General features: G+C 53.5%; 17 protein-coding genes and 1 tRNA gene. 10 read left to right on the top strand and 8 right to left on the bottom strand.

Annotated elements, in window-relative coordinates; all coding sequences use genetic code 11:
* Positions 1 to 77: 77 nt before the first annotated feature.
* The 5 genes from ACHUEV_RS07655 to ACHUEV_RS07635 form a co-directional block, all read right to left on the bottom strand.
* Positions 78 to 650, bottom strand: a complete 573-nt coding sequence (locus ACHUEV_RS07655) for a cob(I)yrinic acid a,c-diamide adenosyltransferase (protein ID WP_394178573.1) — start codon at positions 648 to 650, stop codon at positions 78 to 80.
* Positions 651 to 653: 3 nt separating this feature from the next.
* A complete protein-coding gene (locus tag ACHUEV_RS07650; protein ID WP_106358356.1) occupies positions 654 to 860 on the bottom strand; it encodes a twin transmembrane helix small protein in 207 nt (68 codons plus the stop codon).
* A 61-nt stretch (positions 861 to 921) separates the two neighbouring features.
* A complete protein-coding gene (locus ACHUEV_RS07645; RefSeq protein WP_394178571.1) occupies positions 922 to 1,749 on the bottom strand; it encodes an SDR family NAD(P)-dependent oxidoreductase in 828 nt (275 codons plus the stop codon).
* Between the two features lie 43 nt (positions 1,750 to 1,792).
* Complete coding sequence (locus ACHUEV_RS07640; RefSeq protein WP_394178569.1) at positions 1,793 to 2,305, bottom strand: SH3 domain-containing protein; 513 nt, start codon at positions 2,303 to 2,305, stop codon at positions 1,793 to 1,795.
* A 92-nt stretch (positions 2,306 to 2,397) separates the two neighbouring features.
* Positions 2,398 to 2,904, bottom strand: a complete 507-nt coding sequence (locus ACHUEV_RS07635) for an SH3 domain-containing protein (RefSeq protein ID WP_394178567.1) — start codon at positions 2,902 to 2,904, stop codon at positions 2,398 to 2,400.
* Between the two features lie 158 nt (positions 2,905 to 3,062).
* Here ACHUEV_RS07635 and ACHUEV_RS07630 point away from each other — a divergent pair, with 158 nt between their 5' ends.
* Both ACHUEV_RS07630 and ACHUEV_RS07625 read left to right on the top strand, forming a co-directional pair.
* Positions 3,063 to 5,342 (top strand): DNA topoisomerase IV subunit A, encoded by a 2,280-nt coding sequence (locus tag ACHUEV_RS07630; RefSeq protein WP_394178565.1) that lies wholly within the window; start codon positions 3,063 to 3,065, stop codon positions 5,340 to 5,342.
* 97 nt (positions 5,343 to 5,439) lie between these two features.
* Positions 5,440 to 7,320, top strand: coding sequence for a PhoX family protein (locus tag ACHUEV_RS07625; protein WP_394178563.1), 1,881 nt, complete (start codon positions 5,440 to 5,442; stop codon positions 7,318 to 7,320).
* A 35-nt stretch (positions 7,321 to 7,355) separates the two neighbouring features.
* Here the strand turns inward: ACHUEV_RS07625 and ACHUEV_RS07620 are convergent, their stop codons facing one another.
* Complete coding sequence (locus ACHUEV_RS07620) at positions 7,356 to 7,727, bottom strand: VOC family protein (protein WP_394178561.1); 372 nt, start codon at positions 7,725 to 7,727, stop codon at positions 7,356 to 7,358.
* A 144-nt stretch (positions 7,728 to 7,871) separates the two neighbouring features.
* Between ACHUEV_RS07620 and tuf the strand changes: the two genes are divergently transcribed.
* Positions 7,872 to 9,047 (top strand): elongation factor Tu, encoded by a 1,176-nt coding sequence (gene tuf / locus ACHUEV_RS07615; protein WP_394178530.1) that lies wholly within the window; start codon positions 7,872 to 7,874, stop codon positions 9,045 to 9,047.
* A gap of 129 nt (positions 9,048 to 9,176) precedes the next feature.
* Complete coding sequence (locus ACHUEV_RS07610; protein WP_394178559.1) at positions 9,177 to 9,785, top strand: DNA-3-methyladenine glycosylase I; 609 nt, start codon at positions 9,177 to 9,179, stop codon at positions 9,783 to 9,785.
* Here ACHUEV_RS07610 and ACHUEV_RS07605 read toward each other — a convergent pair.
* Positions 9,782 to 10,471, bottom strand: a complete 690-nt coding sequence (locus tag ACHUEV_RS07605; RefSeq protein ID WP_394178557.1) for a lysophospholipid acyltransferase family protein — start codon at positions 10,469 to 10,471, stop codon at positions 9,782 to 9,784. The genes ACHUEV_RS07610 and ACHUEV_RS07605 overlap by 4 nt on opposite strands.
* Positions 10,472 to 10,595: 124 nt before the next feature.
* Here ACHUEV_RS07605 and ACHUEV_RS07600 point away from each other — a divergent pair.
* The 6 genes from ACHUEV_RS07600 (at position 10,596) to rplA (ending at position 13,839) form a co-directional block, all read left to right on the top strand.
* Positions 10,596 to 10,671: transfer RNA gene (locus ACHUEV_RS07600), tRNA-Trp, on the top strand.
* Between the two features lie 42 nt (positions 10,672 to 10,713).
* Positions 10,714 to 11,610 carry a hypothetical protein gene (locus ACHUEV_RS07595; RefSeq protein ID WP_394178555.1) on the top strand — a complete coding sequence of 299 codons (897 nt, stop codon included), beginning with the start codon at positions 10,714 to 10,716 and terminating at the stop codon, positions 11,608 to 11,610.
* A 72-nt stretch (positions 11,611 to 11,682) separates the two neighbouring features.
* Positions 11,683 to 11,883, top strand: coding sequence for a preprotein translocase subunit SecE (gene secE / locus ACHUEV_RS07590; protein ID WP_394178553.1), 201 nt, complete (start codon positions 11,683 to 11,685; stop codon positions 11,881 to 11,883).
* A 191-nt stretch (positions 11,884 to 12,074) separates the two neighbouring features.
* On the top strand, positions 12,075 to 12,605 hold the full coding sequence (gene nusG / locus ACHUEV_RS07585) for a transcription termination/antitermination protein NusG (RefSeq protein ID WP_394178551.1): 531 nt from the start codon (positions 12,075 to 12,077) through the stop codon (positions 12,603 to 12,605).
* A gap of 107 nt (positions 12,606 to 12,712) precedes the next feature.
* Complete coding sequence (rplK, locus tag ACHUEV_RS07580; RefSeq protein ID WP_394178549.1) at positions 12,713 to 13,138, top strand: 50S ribosomal protein L11; 426 nt, start codon at positions 12,713 to 12,715, stop codon at positions 13,136 to 13,138.
* Positions 13,138 to 13,839 (top strand): 50S ribosomal protein L1, encoded by a 702-nt coding sequence (rplA, locus tag ACHUEV_RS07575; RefSeq protein WP_394178547.1) that lies wholly within the window; start codon positions 13,138 to 13,140, stop codon positions 13,837 to 13,839. The genes rplK and rplA overlap by 1 nt, the downstream gene beginning before the upstream one ends.
* Positions 13,840 to 13,984: 145 nt before the next feature.
* Here the strand turns inward: rplA and ACHUEV_RS07570 are convergent, their stop codons facing one another.
* Entirely contained in the window at positions 13,985 to 15,385 is a 1,401-nt protein-coding gene (locus ACHUEV_RS07570; RefSeq protein WP_394178545.1) for an LTA synthase family protein, read from the bottom strand.
* Positions 15,386 to 15,698 lie beyond the last annotated feature (313 nt).

Here is a 15,698-nt window from a genome sequence, read left to right as displayed (position 1 = left end):
CGTCTTGCCGTGGCTTCTCTTGAAAAGAAACGGTCGATGTCATTTCATATGTAGGGTGGGTTTTAACCCACCGCTGCTTAACGGTTTGCGCCGGGTACCCAGAGTACGTCTTCTTTGCCGTTTGCATTGGCGATGCGGCTGGCTTGGAAAAACCAATCAGACAGGCGGTTTAGGTATTTTACTGCAGCGGGGTTCACGGATTCGCTGCCTGATAGTTCAACGACAAGACGCTCGGCGCGGCGTGATACTGTTCGGCAAAGGTGTAGATGCGCGGCAAGCGCTGATCCGCCGGGAAGGATAAAGCTACGCAATGGGTCTACGCGGGCGGTCATCGCGTCGATTTCGATCTCGAGCCGCTCGACCTGTGCACCGGACATGCGCAAGACAGGGTATTCTGCTTCGGCGTCTTTCTCCATGTCGGGGCGGCATAGGTCCGCGCCTAAATCGAACAGGTCATTCTGAATCATCGCCAATTGTGCGTCGATTTCACCGGTCGCATGTAGGCGCGCCAGACCGACGGTCGCGTTTGTTTCGTCGACGGTGCCATAGGAATTCACGCGTAGCGCATGTTTGGCAACGCGGTCGCCATTCCCAAGCGCGGTTTCACCCGCATCACCTGTTTTGGTATAGATCTTATTCAAAACGACCATAGATTAGCCCCCTCGGCTGCGTAGATACGCGAAGGCAATGATTAGAACGACCGCAACGAATTGCGCTCCAATCCGCCAGCGCATTATTTTATTGGCGTATTTGCGGTTAAATTCGCCGCCTTTGCCGAATGTGCCTATGCCAAATAGCAAAATCGCCAATACGGCCAGCGCTGCGATTGCAACGATCCAAAAAAACGGGTCATTCGCCATGTGTCTTATCCTTCAAGAGCATTGCCAGCCATGTAGCGGGCATTTGCGGCAAAGAAACCCTTTAGCCGCGCAAAATCAATGCGTCCAACCACCGCGTTGGCAGGATACGTCGCAAAAACCCCATAAGATAGGTTGGCGTTGTGACGTAATAGCGCGGTTTTGGGCGTGTAGATGTCAGTGCGTGTAGCAGTTTTTTGGTGACCGCTGAGGCAGGTAATTCGAATTTGTCAGGTCCGCTGTCTGTATATAGCCGTGACATGACGTCTTTGTATTCTTCGACGCGCGCAGAGTTTTCCCAGTCGATCCATTTCTCAAAATGCGGGATCGCGTTTTTGCGGATGTCTGATGTAATTGGGCCCGGCTCTACAAGGATGACTTTGATTGGGGTGCCGTGCATTTCGATCCGAAGAACGTCGGTTAATCCCTCAAGCGCGAATTTGGTCGAAACATATGCCCCCCGCCATTTGAGTGGCACCAGCCCAAGCACAGAAGAGCAGTTGATGATCCGCCCATGCCCTTGGGCGCGCATCACCGGAATCACGTGCCGGGTCAGTTCATGATAGCCAAAGACGTTAGTTTCAAAAATCGCGCGCAGGCCGTCGGTTGGCAGATCTTCAAGGGCGCCGGGGCAGGCGAAGGCGCCGTTATTGTACAGCGCGTCCAACGTGCCATTTGTCGCCTCAAGTACTTCGGTCAGCCCGCTGACGATGGTTTCGCCGTTGGCGTAGTCGATAAGCGGGCTTTCGAATCCTTCGCCTTTTAGCCGATCGCAATCTACCTGTTGGCGGCAGCTGGCGAAGACGCGCCATCCGGCGTCCCGCAATCCATGTGCTGCATCATACCCGATTCCGGATGAACAGCCTGTGATAAGAATGGTTTTTTGTGTCATGCGGCATGTGTGCCGTGTTCAATGCGATGTGGCAAGTCGACGGTTAGTCACTGATCAGCCACGACGCGATCCAGCCAATTTCGTTACTTTCGAGCAAGCGCACCTTCGCCCAGTCGCCGCGCATATCAAGCAGTTCCGTTTCGGTTCCGTGGGGCACAGTGTCCATGACAGCAAAGCTGGTGCCTGCACCATCGCGGATGTTCACCCAGTCGCCAGTGACGACGCGCAGGTCTTGTCGTGGCTTTTGAGGTTGCTGGCCTGTCGTATCGTCAGTGGAATACGCGGCCTGAATGACCATCGGGGATGCTGGCGCAGCTTGTGCTGTCACGACAGGTTTCGCGGCTTCGATGATAGGGTCGTGAAACGGCACGTAGTCATATGTGTTGACAGGAAAGCTCGCGGCAAGCTGTTGGTTGGAAGGGGCGGATTGTGTGTCTGTCGCTATATTTTCGGTTGCATCACAACTGCGGCAGCCGGGCTCAAAATCGAACCCGCCCGACAATTCAAAAAACGCCCAAGCGAACAATAAGCTTGTTGAAATCATAAACTTGTACATCTGAGGTTCTTCCATTGCTTTGTTGGTAAAAGAACCACAAAGCGGCGGGAAGGTTCCCAGATTGGTCTATGTGTTCGTCGTTAGGGCGCTGATTACTCGGTCAAAAGCCAAGAAGCCATCCAGCCGGTTTCACCTGTACTGATCAGGTGAACTTGGGCCCAGTCACCGTCCACTGTGATGACTTCAGCTTCGTCGCCGCGGTTCGCTTTGCCAACCACACCATGCTCGGTTCCGGCGCCTTGGCGTACATTAACACGGTCGCCGGTCACACGACGAATATCGCGCACCAAAGTGGCATCGGTCATTGTCGTTGGTTCATTGTACGAAGCCAAAAGGATGTTCTGAACGTGTTCGTTACGGCTGATGATTGGTTCATGAAACGGGACGTATGACGCATCGGTCAGCGGTTTTTCGACGATCACTGCTTTTTCTAGCGCGACAGTCGTCACAACCGGCATCTGAGCCTTTTCGATCAGGGTCTCAGATTTTTGCGCAACTGGTTCTGGTCGGTCAGTCCCCGGGGTGAAGGACTTTCCGCCGGACATTTCAAACATAGCCCAAAAAAGAATCAGGCTGGTCACTACTAACAACTTGGTCACTGGTACATCCCCTACAGGGTTACAACGAATCGTAAAACTGGTGTGTCTCTAGATGCTCAGATATTAGTTTGTCAAAAACGGGGAATTTTCTTTTCTTTACGCCAGATTTTCCGCCCGCTAAACCAAATGGCATGAATGATAAGAGCAGAGAGCCCGCAATGGGGCCAATCGACACGACTGAAACGCTTCGCAAGGCTATTGGTGATCGCTACCTGACCTATGCGCTGTCAACGATCATGCACCGTGCCTTGCCGGACGCGCGTGACGGGCTAAAGCCTGTTCACCGGCGTATCCTTTATGCAATGAGCCGGCTGCGGTTGTCGCCGACGGGTGGTTTCCTGAAGTCAGCTAAAATTAGCGGTGACACCATGGGTGATTTCCACCCGCATGGTGATATGGCCATCTATGATGCGATGGCCCGCCTCGCACAGGATTTCAACGTGCGTTATCCGCTTGTCGACGGGCAGGGTAACTTTGGTAACATCGACGGCGATAACCCCGCTGCGTCGCGTTACACAGAAGCCCGGATGACCGCCGCCGCAGAAGCGTTGCTGGAAGGTCTATCTGAAGATTCCGTTGATTTTCGTGACAACTATGATGGCCGCCTGACAGAGCCTTCGGTTCTGCCTGCGACCTTCCCGAACCTGTTGGCTAACGGATCAAGCGGGATCGCCGTGGGTATGGCGACGAACATTCCGCCGCATAACCTGCACGAATTGATCGACGCATGTTTGCACCTGATCAAAACGCCTGATGCTCGTGACGATACGCTGTTGAACTATATCCCCGGTCCAGATTTCCCGACTGGCGGCGTGATTGTTGAGCCGCCTGAAAATATCGCGAACGCCTATCGTACGGGGCGCGGCGCGTTCCGTTTGCGCGCAAAGTGGGAGGTCGAAGACCTTGGCCGCGGCACATGGCAGGTCGTCGTTTCCGAAATTCCGTATCAGGTTCAAAAGTCGAAGCTGATTGAAAAGCTGGCCGAAGTTATCCAGCTGAAGAAAGTACCATTGCTGGCCGATGTCCGCGACGAATCTGCTGACGACATCCGCATTGTTCTTGAGCCACGCGCAAAAACCGTCGATCCAGAAGTCATGATGGGCATGTTGTTCCGCAATTCTGATCTGGAAACGCGGTTTAGCCTGAACATGAACGTGTTGATTGATGGCGTGACCCCAAAGGTGTGTTCGCTCAAGGAAGTGCTGCGCGCGTTCTTGGATCACCGCCGTGAAGTTTTGGTGCGCCGCAGCAAGTATCGTCTAGAAAAGATTGATCACCGGCTTGAGGTCTTGGAAGGCTTTATCATCGCGTTCCTGCATTTGGATCGCGTGATTGATATCATCCGCTATGATGACGACCCGAAAAAGGCGTTGATGGTCGAAGACTGGGCCAAGGAACATGTCCGTGCCACATCCGAGGCCGATTATCAGTCACCCGTCGGGGACGATCCAGAAATCGCGCTGACCGAGACACAGGCCGAAGCGATTCTTAACATGCGTCTGCGCAGCTTGCGCCGGCTTGAAGAAATGGAACTGATCGCTGAACGTGATGCGCTGCGTGCAGAACGTGCCGGTATCGAAGATCTGCTGGCAAGCGATGACCTGCAATGGTCCAAGATCGCCGAACAGCTGCGCGAAACCCGCAAGGTGTTCGGTCGCGATAGTCTGGGTGGTGCGCGTCGTACGCAATTCGCGGAAGCTGCCGAAGTGGTCGAAGTCCCGCTTGAAGCGATGATCGAAAAAGAGCCGATTACCGTTGTTTGCTCTAAAATGGGTTGGATTCGTGCCATGACAGGGCACATCGACTTGACCCGTGAGCTAAAGTTCAAAGACGGTGACGGGCCGCGCTTTATTTTCCATGCCGAAACAACTGATCGCTTATTGGTGTTTGGTGCGAACGGCCGTTTCTATACCGTATCTGCCGCCAACCTACCGGGTGGGCGTGGAATGGGTGAACCACTGCGTCTGATGATTGATCTGCCCAATGAGGCCGAAATCATTGACATCCTGATCCACAAACCCGGTGCCAAGCTGTTGCTTGCTTCGGCCGAGGGGAATGGTTTCGTCGTGCCAGAGGATGATGTCGTTGCGCAAACTCGGACCGGTAAACAGGTGCTGAACGTTGCAAGCGGCGTTGCCCGTGTCTGTAAGCGCGTCGATGGCGATTCAGTTGCTGTCGTCGGGGAGAACCGCAAGGTGCTGGTGTTCCCGCTGGATGAACTACCCGAAATGGGCCGTGGCAAAGGCGTTCGTCTGCAAAAGTACAAAGACGGCGGCATGTCTGACGCGACCACGTTCACTCGCGCCGAAGGGCTTAGCTGGCTTGATCCGGCTGGTCGTACGCGTACAGAGACAGAGCTGGACGAGTGGACAGGTAAGCGTGCGAGCGCTGGGCGTATGGCGCCACGTGGTTTCCCACGCGACAATAAGTTCAACTAATTGCCGCCGCCCGTCGCAGGGCGGCGCAAACTGTCACGAAACTGCAAAATTTCGCGCCTAGCGTCCCGCCGGTACACGCCAGCAAGGAGCAAGCGCGATGCATTCGAACGATACTTATGATCTGTCCTGGGATGAATGGGATGAACTGCAGCGACCGGCTGCTGAAACCACCGACTTTGATGGTGTTGTCGATGCCGCTTTGTCGCGTCGCGGGTTCCTGACTGGCGTTGTTGCTTATGGCTCTGGCGCGGCTGTGATGGGTGCTGGTTTGTTGTCTGGCACATCTGCACAGGCACAAACGGCTAGCCGCTTCGCCTTCACACCGATCGCGGCCCAGACTGATTTCACCGTCCATGTCCCTGATGGTTACAGCTGGCATGCTCTTGCGAAATGGGGCGAGCCGCTGTTTTCGGACGCCGAAGAGCTAAGCCAAGAAACGGGCGTTTCGGTTGCTAGCTCTGACCGTGTGTTTGGCGAAAACACTGACGGGATGGAGGCATTTGTTGTCGATGGTCGTCAGGTCATTGCGGTGAACCACGAATACGTAAACACCAAAGCTAACCTTCCGCATACCGGCGGAGAGGTGCAAAGCGCAGATGATGTGCTGACACTGCAAAACATGCAGGGTGTGACGGTAATGGAAATCGCCGAAGGCGCTGAGGGGTGGGCGATTGTCAAAGATAGCGATCTGAACCGCCGCATAACGCAAAACACGCCGATGACAATCGCTGGTCCTGCGGCTGGTCACCCGCTGTTGCAGACTGCGGCAGACCCGGAAGGCACGACCGTGTTGGGTACGATGAACAACTGTGGCGCAGGTAAGACGCCTTGGGGGACTTATCTGACCTGCGAAGAAAACTTTAACGGTTACTTTGGTTCGACCGATCCAGAATTCACTGCGCCTGACGGTTACGCCCGTTATGGCATCGGCATGGAAGGTCGCTATGCTTACGAAAAGTTCGATGCGCGTTTCGATACATCAAAGAACCCAAATGAGCCGCATCGCTTTGGCTACATCGTAGAAATCGATCCGACGGATCCATCATCGACGCCAATCAAACACACAGCGCTGGGCCGGTTTAAGCACGAAAACGCAGCGGCGGTCGTCGCACCAGATGGCCGCGTTGTCGTCTATATGGGCGATGATGAGCGCGGTGAGTTTCTGTATAAATTTGTGTCTTCTGGCGTCTACACCCCGGGTGGCCCAACATCTGCGTTACTTGATGAGGGGCAGCTTTATGTGGCGAAGTTCAACACCGACCTGACAGGCGAATGGGTGGCGCTGACACCTGAAGCAACCGGAATGGACGCGGCTGAAATCGCGATCTTTACGCGACAGGCTGCATCTAAAGTCGGCGCAACCACGATGGATCGCCCCGAATGGGTTGCCGTGAACCCTGTCGCGGTCGAGGCCTATTGCGCCCTGACCAACAACAAGAACCGTGGCGTAAAACCAAACGCGGGCGGCGATGACACGGCGGCCAACGGTCCAAACCCACGAGATGAAAACAACTACGGTCAAATCGTGCGTTGGTACCCAAGCAACGACGATCACGCCGCAGATACCTTTGCATGGGACCTATACGTGATGGCGGGCAATCCCACGGTGCACGAAGGTGCCTATGGCGGTTCGGACAACGTGAACGAAGGCAACCTGTTCAATTCGCCCGACGGGATGCAGTTTGATAGTACTGGCATGCTATGGATCCAGACCGACGGTGACGACGATAACGAGGGTGACTTTGCTGGGATGGGCAACAACCAAATGCTGGCAGGCGACCCCGCTACCGGCCAAATCGAACGCTTCCTGACAGGTCCAAACGGGTCCGAGGTAACAGGCCTGACGTGGTCTGCTGATAAACGCACGATGTTTGTTGGCATCCAGCACCCGACCGCACCTTTCCCTGACGGAGAAGGCATGCTGCCGCGTTCGGCAATCATCGCGGTCAAGCGTGATGATAACGAACGGGTTGGCTAAAGCGACCAAAGGGTGGGGCGTTTCGCGCCCCATCTTTACCGATGTTGATCAAACAGGATCGGATTGCCATCTGGGTCACGCAGAATAAAGCTGGCTGGACCGGTTGAATTTTCATCAACTTCGTTTTCGATGACTATACCATTCGCTTTGAAATTTTTCTGTAGCTCTCGGATGTCGTCATAACTGTCGAGGTCGTCTGCATACTGATCCCACCCCGGATTAAACGTGAGCGAATTTGCGGGTAAGAAACCGTTAAAAAGACCAATGACAGTTGATCCATTTCGCATCATAAGCCAGCCTTGTTCAACGTCACCGCCAAACGACACAAAGCCAATTTTTGAATAGAATGCGCGCGATTTAGCGATGTCTTTTACGTTCAAACTAATGGAGAAAGCGCCGAGTTGCATGGTTGCTCCTTTGGTTGATGGTTCAAGTGTATCACAGCTCTTGTTTTATGTCGTATTTCCCTTGATTTCCGAGTCATTTCCCAATACATCGCCCGCGATGTTGGACCGGGCCGATGTGGCCCCTCAAAATTAAGGGCCCGCTAAATGGCTAAGGAAAAGTTTGAACGTAATAAGCCGCACGTTAACATTGGTACAATCGGCCACGTTGACCACGGTAAAACAACCCTGACAGCAGCGATCACCAAGTACTTTGGTGACTTCCAAGCGTACGACCAAATTGACGGTGCGCCAGAAGAAAAAGCACGTGGTATCACGATCTCTACAGCACACGTTGAGTACGAGACTGAGTCACGTCACTACGCACACGTTGACTGCCCCGGCCACGCCGACTACGTCAAGAACATGATCACTGGTGCTGCTCAAATGGACGGCGCGATCTTGGTTGTGAACGCAGCAGACGGCCCAATGCCACAGACACGCGAGCACATCCTGCTTGGTCGTCAGGTTGGCATCCCGTACATGGTTGTTTACATGAACAAAGTTGACCAAGTAGACGACGAAGAGCTGCTTGAGTTGGTTGAAATGGAAATCCGTGAACTGCTGTCGTCTTACGACTACCCAGGCGACGACATTCCAGTGATCCCAGGTTCAGCTTTGGCTGCGATGGAAGAGCGTGACGACAATATCGGTAAAGATTCTATCGTTAAGCTGATGGAAGCTGTTGATTCATACATCCCAACACCTGCACGTGCAGTTGACCTGCCGTTCCTGATGCCAGTTGAGGACGTGTTCTCGATCTCTGGTCGTGGTACAGTTGTGACTGGCCGTGTTGAGCGTGGCGTGATCAACGTTGGTGACGAGATTGAAATCGTTGGCATCAAAGACACACAGAAAACAACATGTACTGGTGTTGAAATGTTCCGCAAGCTGCTTGACCGCGGTGAAGCAGGCGACAACATCGGCGCACTTCTGCGTGGCGTTGACCGTGAAGCAGTTGAGCGTGGCCAGGTTCTTTGTAAGCCAGGTTCTGTGACACCACACACAAAGTTCGAAGCAGAAGCATATATTCTGACCAAAGAAGAAGGCGGTCGTCACACACCATTCTTCGCGAACTACCGTCCACAGTTCTACTTCCGTACAACTGACGTGACCGGCACTGTTGTTCTTCCTGAGGGCACAGAAATGGTCATGCCAGGCGACAACCTGAAGTTCAACGTTGAGCTGATCGCACCAATCGCGATGGAAGACGGTCTGCGCTTTGCGATCCGCGAAGGCGGCCGCACAGTCGGCGCCGGCGTTGTTTCTAAAATCGTAGAATAAGCCGTAGGTCGGGGTTCTCCCCGACACACGCGACATAAACGAAAGGCCGCTCCAGAAATGGAGCGGCCTTTTGCGTGGGGGGCTTCTAGCCTAAAGTGAACATACGTCCACTTAGGATAAGTTTTTGTTATGCCACTCTTTACGTCCCCGACTGACAATATCCCGCGCTGCGGTTGGTGTTCTGCCACCGAAGATTACATCGCCTATCATGACAATGAGTGGGGTTATCCCGTTGGGGACGATATTCGTTTGTTCGAAAAGGTATGCCTCGAAAGCTTTCAATCGGGGCTGAGCTGGCGGACGATTTTAGCTAAGCGCGAGAATTTTCTTGCGGCCTTTGCAGGTTTCGATTTTCGGAAGGTCGCAGATTTCGACGACGCAGACGTTGAACGGCTACTGAATGACGCGGGGATCGTGCGCCATCGCGGCAAGATCACGGCTGTAATCAATAACGCGCAGCGTTGTTGTGAGCTCGTGGACGCCGAAGGATCGCTCGCGGCGTTCGTTTGGAGCTTTGAACCGCAAGACGAAGGTGTTGAACCACAAAGCCGTTCGACTTCGCCGGCTTCTGTCGCCTTGTCAAAAGAGCTAAAGAAGCGCGGTTGGAAGTTTGTTGGCCCGACAACCGCATTTGCCTTCATGCAGGCCATGGGGTTGATCAATGATCACGCGGTTGGCTGTGCGTCGCGCGAGGTTGCGGAGCGCGCCAGAGCTTCGTTTCAGCGGCCCGTGCGCTAGGGTCCAGGCGGAAGGCCTAGCAATTCATCAGCCCGTGCCGTTGTGTCTTGCATGAATTTACGCAAATCTGCGCGCAGGGTTTCGATTTCGTCCGCTTCCATCTTGCGATCAGCGATTCTATCAAATCGCCGGTACACGTAAGCGCCATTCCCAGATAGGCGAGGAAAGAGCATCCGATCCCATGAATCTAGTCGTCGTCCCTTGTCGAGCGAGTAAGCGTAGCAAAAGATGGGCATCCCTGTGGCGCGTGCCCACTCAAGTGGTGGGTCTTTGAGCTCATGCGCTGGCCCAACCGGTCCGTCACCTGTGATCCCGATGCTGACACCCTCTTTGACCCGCTTCAACACGACCCTAGAGGCGGAACGATTCGATCTTTTGCCTGACATCTGAATGGGAAGCAGCCCAGACCGTCGCTGAATCGCACCTGTAAGGCGCGCTATGGGCGAGGTATCATGCAGGCTGGATAGTTGGCCGTCCTTAACTGGCCAATGTATCGCCCCCATCACAGAGCGACTGTGCCAAAGGACGAGTAGCACAGGCCCTTCTTTGAGCGCGGCCTCCAATTCGTCCAATCCTTCGGTTTTCCAGTGGATTCGTCGATTACACAGGTCCAAGTACCGTCCAACAAGCTGCGCAACCAGCGCGAGGAGCCATTCTGATTGTTCGATGCGACGGCGAAGTGACACGAGGGCAGGGCCTTTCTAGCAAAAATCTTGGTGTTGTTTTCACATTTTTGCGTATGATGGCAAGTCTTGTGCCGGTTGCCTCTTGATCCGGTCAGATTTTCAGACTAGTCCGGCAACTGGTCTTAGGGGTATAGCTCAGTTGGTAGAGCGACGGTCTCCAAAACCGTAGGTCTGGAGTTCGAGTCTCCATGCCCCTGCCAGACCAGATCGTTGCCGCTATGCCGGAGGATCAAAACTAAAGCATGCCGACAGATGATTTTTCGATCGCGTTCCATGTTGGGGCGCACAAGACCGCAACTTCGCATTTGCAGCGGTCATTGTTGTTGGCGTCGGATCAATTGATCGATGCAGGTGTCCGCTACTACGGCCCCGAACATTTCCGGCTTCCTGGGCGCACGATATCGGCCCTGTTTGGTTTGCGGCCACGGCGTGGTGCCGGGCGCAGCAAGCGGTCACCACAGGATCAGTTGGCATTGATGCGCAAAGGCGCACAGCGTTTGGTGTTCAGCGAAGAAAACTTTATCGGTACTTTGGCAAATCCGCGTCGGCAGCGGATTGAGATGTACTATCCTCGGGCTGAAATTAAAGTATCCCGCTTGGCGCAGGCGCTTGGTCGCCCGATCGATATTTTCTTGGGCATCCGAAATCCGGCACCTTTTCTAAACTCAGTATATTCGCAACAGCTGCTTGGCGGTAAGATCCTTCCGCTCGAAGAGTTCTTGAAGCTGAGTCCCGTCGAAAGCGTTGATTGGCTCGGGCTTGTGCAAAGGCTTCGCGCGGTTCCCGAAGTGAATAATTTGGTCGTATGGACCTATGAGGATTACAACGCAGTCTTCGACGATGTCTGCGCTTCGCTATGCGGGGCTGATGTTCGGTCCTCTGTGTCGCCGATTGAGGGACGTATCAACCCGCGGCTTTCGACTGAGGCTGTCGCCGAAACCCTCGCGCAGCATGATCTGGGCGAAGAGGGTGATTTAGCGCAGGTAGCGCGCAAGAAATTCCCAGTTGAAAGCGGTCACAAGCGCTTCGACGGGTTTTCTGTGGCTCAACATGCAGCGGCGACTCAGGCCTATGAAACACAGATCGCGGCGATCAACGCTTTGGAGGGGGTGACGATGTTGTCACCACGCAAGGAATGAACGTTCTGCGGGCTTGAAATTGTCGCCCGAACGCCGTATGTCGCCGGGTGTTTCCACAAAGGACGATATGTCATGGCCATCGCCAATCCCGTCAAGTTTTTCCAAGAGGTCCGTGCTGAGGTCTCTAAGGTCGTATGGCCGACGCGCCGTGAGGTCATTTTGACCACGATCATGGTGTTTATTCTCGCCGCTCTTGCTGCGATCTTTTTCTCACTTGTGGATTTGGCCATTCGGGGTGGTTTGACTGCGGTGTTGGACTACTTCGGTAGCTAATCCGGTTCGGAAATTACCGTTCACCCCTTGAAAACATTGGGTGTCGGCGGTAAGAGCCACAAACTCCAGAAAATGGCGTGCGGCGAATCGAGCTTCACGCCGCTTTTATTTTCGGGACTCGCAGCGACGCTGTTGGGATTAATTTGAACATACGGCCCGTTGTGGTCGGCGACGACAAGGTGCTTTGACACATGGCGAAACGTTGGTACTCAGTAAGCGTTCTCTCGAACTTCGAGAAGAAAATCGCAGAAGCGATCCGCACAAAAGCGGAAGAGCAAGGCCTTGCCGAGCAAATCGATGAAGTGCTGGTGCCGACTGAAGAAGTCATCGAAGTCCGTCGCAATAAGAAAGTCACGACCGAGCGCCGTTTTATGCCCGGTTACGTGCTCGTTCACATGGAAATGTCGGACGAAGGTTATCACCTGATTAACTCGATCAACCGCGTCACAGGTTTCTTGGGCCCGCAAGGTCGCCCGATGCCAATGCGTGATGCCGAAGTGCAGGCCATCCTTGGTCGCGTACAAGAGGGCGAAGATGCGCCACGTACGCTGATCCACTTCGACATTGGCGAGAAGGTTAAAGTTAACGAAGGTCCGTTCGAAGATTTCGACGGTATGGTTGAAGAAGTCGATGAAGAGAACCAGCGCTTGAAAGTGACTGTTTCGATCTTTGGCCGGGCAACACCGGTCGAATTGGAATTCACGCAGGTTACTAAACAGTAATCCGTGTGTTCAGACGTGGGAGGGCATCGCCCGAACCACGGCAAAGCCGTCCCTTCGGGGGCATTGTAGGGTGGATTTTAATCCACCGCTGAAAAAGGAGAGGCCCCATGGCCAAGAAAGTTGTTGGACAACTGAAACTGCAGGTTCCTGCAGGTGCAGCAAACCCATCCCCACCCGTAGGCCCAGCATTGGGTCAGCGCGGCATCAACATCATGGAATTCTGTAAAGCGTTTAACGCGAAAACAGCTGACATGGAAAACGGCGCACCTTGCCCAACCGTAATCACATATTACGCGGACAAGTCGTTCTCGATGGAAATCAAGACGCCACCTGCGTCTTACTACATCAAGAAAGCTGCCAAGCTGAAGTCTGGTTCAAACACACCAGGTAAAGCTGTTGCTGGTTCGATCACTGCTAAGCAGGTTCGTGAAATCGCAGAAGCTAAAATGAAGGACCTCAACGCGACGTCCATCGAAGGCGCAATGCAGATCATCATGGGCTCTGCCCGCTCTATGGGTGTGGAGGTCAAGTAATGGCAAAATTCGGTAAGCGCACAACCGCAGCTCGCGCTGCGTTCGAAGGCAAGCAGAACGTAACTGTCTCTGAGGCTGTTGCTCTGATCAAAGACAACGCAAAAGCGAAATTCGACGAAACAGTCGAAATCGCAATGCAGCTGGGTGTTGACCCACGTCACGCTGACCAAATGGTTCGCGGCACAGTAAGCCTGCCAAACGGCACAGGCAAAACTGTTCGTGTTGCTGTTTTCGCACGTGGCGAAAAAGCTGACGAAGCAAAAGCAGCTGGTGCAGACATCGTTGGTGCAGAAGACCTGATGGAAACTGTTCAGGGCGGCAAGATCGACTTTGATCGTTGCATCGCGACACCTGACATGATGGGTGTTGTTGGTCGTCTGGGTAAAGTTCTTGGCCCACGCAACCTGATGCCAAACCCACGCGTTGGTACTGTGACTATGGACGTTAAAGCGGCTGTTGAAGCTGCTAAAGGCGGCGAAGTGCAGTTCAAAGCTGAAAAAGCTGGTGTTGTACACGCAGGTATCGGCAAGGCTTCTTTCTCTGCTAAGCAGCTGGAAGAAAACATGCTGGCGTTTGTTGACGCAGTTGGCAAAGCGAAGCCAGCAGGCGCCAAAGGCACATACATGAAAAAGATCGCCGTAAGCTCTACAATGGGCCCAGGCGTATCCGTTGATGTAGCTTCGGCAACTGGCAACGAATAAATCGATCTGACCAAGTCAGATGAGGCGCGGATGGTATATGCCACCCGCGCCTTTTTTTATTGGTGATGTCTAAGCTTCGGGTTGGTTTGTTGGCCTAATCTCTCAAATCTGAACCAACCAACACGCTATGCACGTATAACTTTTGCTATTGGCCGTTAACTACTGCTTGGAGGTTGGGAAAGAAGGCCTTCTTTACAGATGAAATCTGGCTAAGATCTCCTAGGTCAGCTACTTCAGAGTATTGCCCACACGCGAAGTCGGCTGTGTCGCAGGCCCACAGCTCAAGTGAGGTTGGTTCATACCAAAAGAACCTTCGTCCGATAATGTTTCCAAACACAATGGGTTCGCTCGTTGCTCGTGATATTGCCTGTTCCGTTCCTGTTACTTTTCCCATCAGTAAGAATGGCAGATCGCTTGCCATGATGTAGTCACGAGACTCTCCGGCAGGGCTGTCCGAATCCAATATGATGAGGGGCAACCAATTAAGGGCGATTTCATCTTCGAGCGGTGTGCCGCCTGATTGTTCGCGAGACTCGTCGGACGTGAATACCACGATTGTGTTTTCTAATAGGTTTCGAGCTTCCAGCGCTTGCGTCAGGAAGCCAACCGCTTCGTCGGCCCACTTGAGGGCACGGATTCGGTCCGATGGTTCGCTGGGCAGAAAGTCAGAGGGTATGTTGTATGGCGCGTGGGTCCCTGTTGTCAGCGTCGCGATCATCCAGGGTTGTTCTTCGGGCTGCACATCAATCGTCGCGATTACGTTTTCAAACAAAGTCAAATCATCGACGCCCCACCCGTTTCTTGAGTGCCATGCCTCGAAAGCGCCATCGCCTTTGATTTCGTCAAATCCCAAGATCGGAAGCATTTTGTCTTTGCTCATAAAGCTAAGCTCGGCACTTTGTATAAAGGCCGTGTGATAGCCAATCGCGCTAAGTCGGTTAGGCAGAGATCCGGCAACCTCAGCATCGTTGGCTTTCATGTCAAACCAAAGCAAATCGCTGCTCGAGCCGGTAAACGTAGGGAGCTGGCCGGTCAGGGTTGAGTATAGGCCGTTGACTGTGACAAGTTGGTGGGCAAAGTAACGCGAGTAATATGTTTGCGTCTCTGCCAATGCCTGAAGGTTGGGCATATCGCCGTTTCGTAGGCTGACTTCGGATACGCCTTCAAGGTAAACTAACAGTAGATTCTTGCGTTGGTTTCCTGCTTCTACGATCGGTAAAGCCGTGCGGGATCGGTCATTCCAAGTGAACGCACGGTCGTCGCTATCAAGTTTCTTGCTTGCGCCAAATGGTAGCAGTGGGTGCGTTTGTAGCCACATCGGCTGAGCGATATTGATGGTAAATAGAGGTGCGAACGCAAAGGGCAGGGCGACTGCGGTAAGGGCAGTAGTGACCCAGTTACCAAACCTAATAAGGCTAAGGGTCGAAATGCCAGCACCTATCGCCAAAAATGTCCCAAATGTCACAAATTGATTTGGGGTTAACTGTGCAGCCAAAAATGTTGGGTCTGCTCCAAGGCCAATAAGCGACAGGTCAATGTTGGCCATGTTGTAGCGTATGTGCTCTAGGTTTGCTGTGTAAAAGGCTGAAAGTAGCACAAAGCTTAAACCCGAAAAGGCTTTGTGTGGAAGGGTGAGGATTGCTGCTAGAGCGAGCGAAAGAATAAAATCAGCATGAAGGCCGTTCAGTAATGAGCCAGAGTATTGTGAGGTTAATCCTGCAAGGGGATCAAAGCCTCGGTAAGGGTTGTAAGTTTCGACATAGTCTAGGCTTGCGTCGGTGAGAAGCAGTTTGAACGCCAAAAGGCGATGGGCCACTGATATCGCCCCGAAGCAAGCTACTAGTATGCAGAACTTCTGT

Origin of the sequence: Yoonia maritima (genome assembly GCF_043641945.1) — a bacterium.
Lineage (GTDB): Bacteria > Pseudomonadota > Alphaproteobacteria > Rhodobacterales > Rhodobacteraceae > Yoonia > Yoonia maritima_B.
The sequence above is the reverse complement of the archived record's forward strand: the minus strand, read 5'-3'. Positions and strand labels throughout refer to the sequence as shown.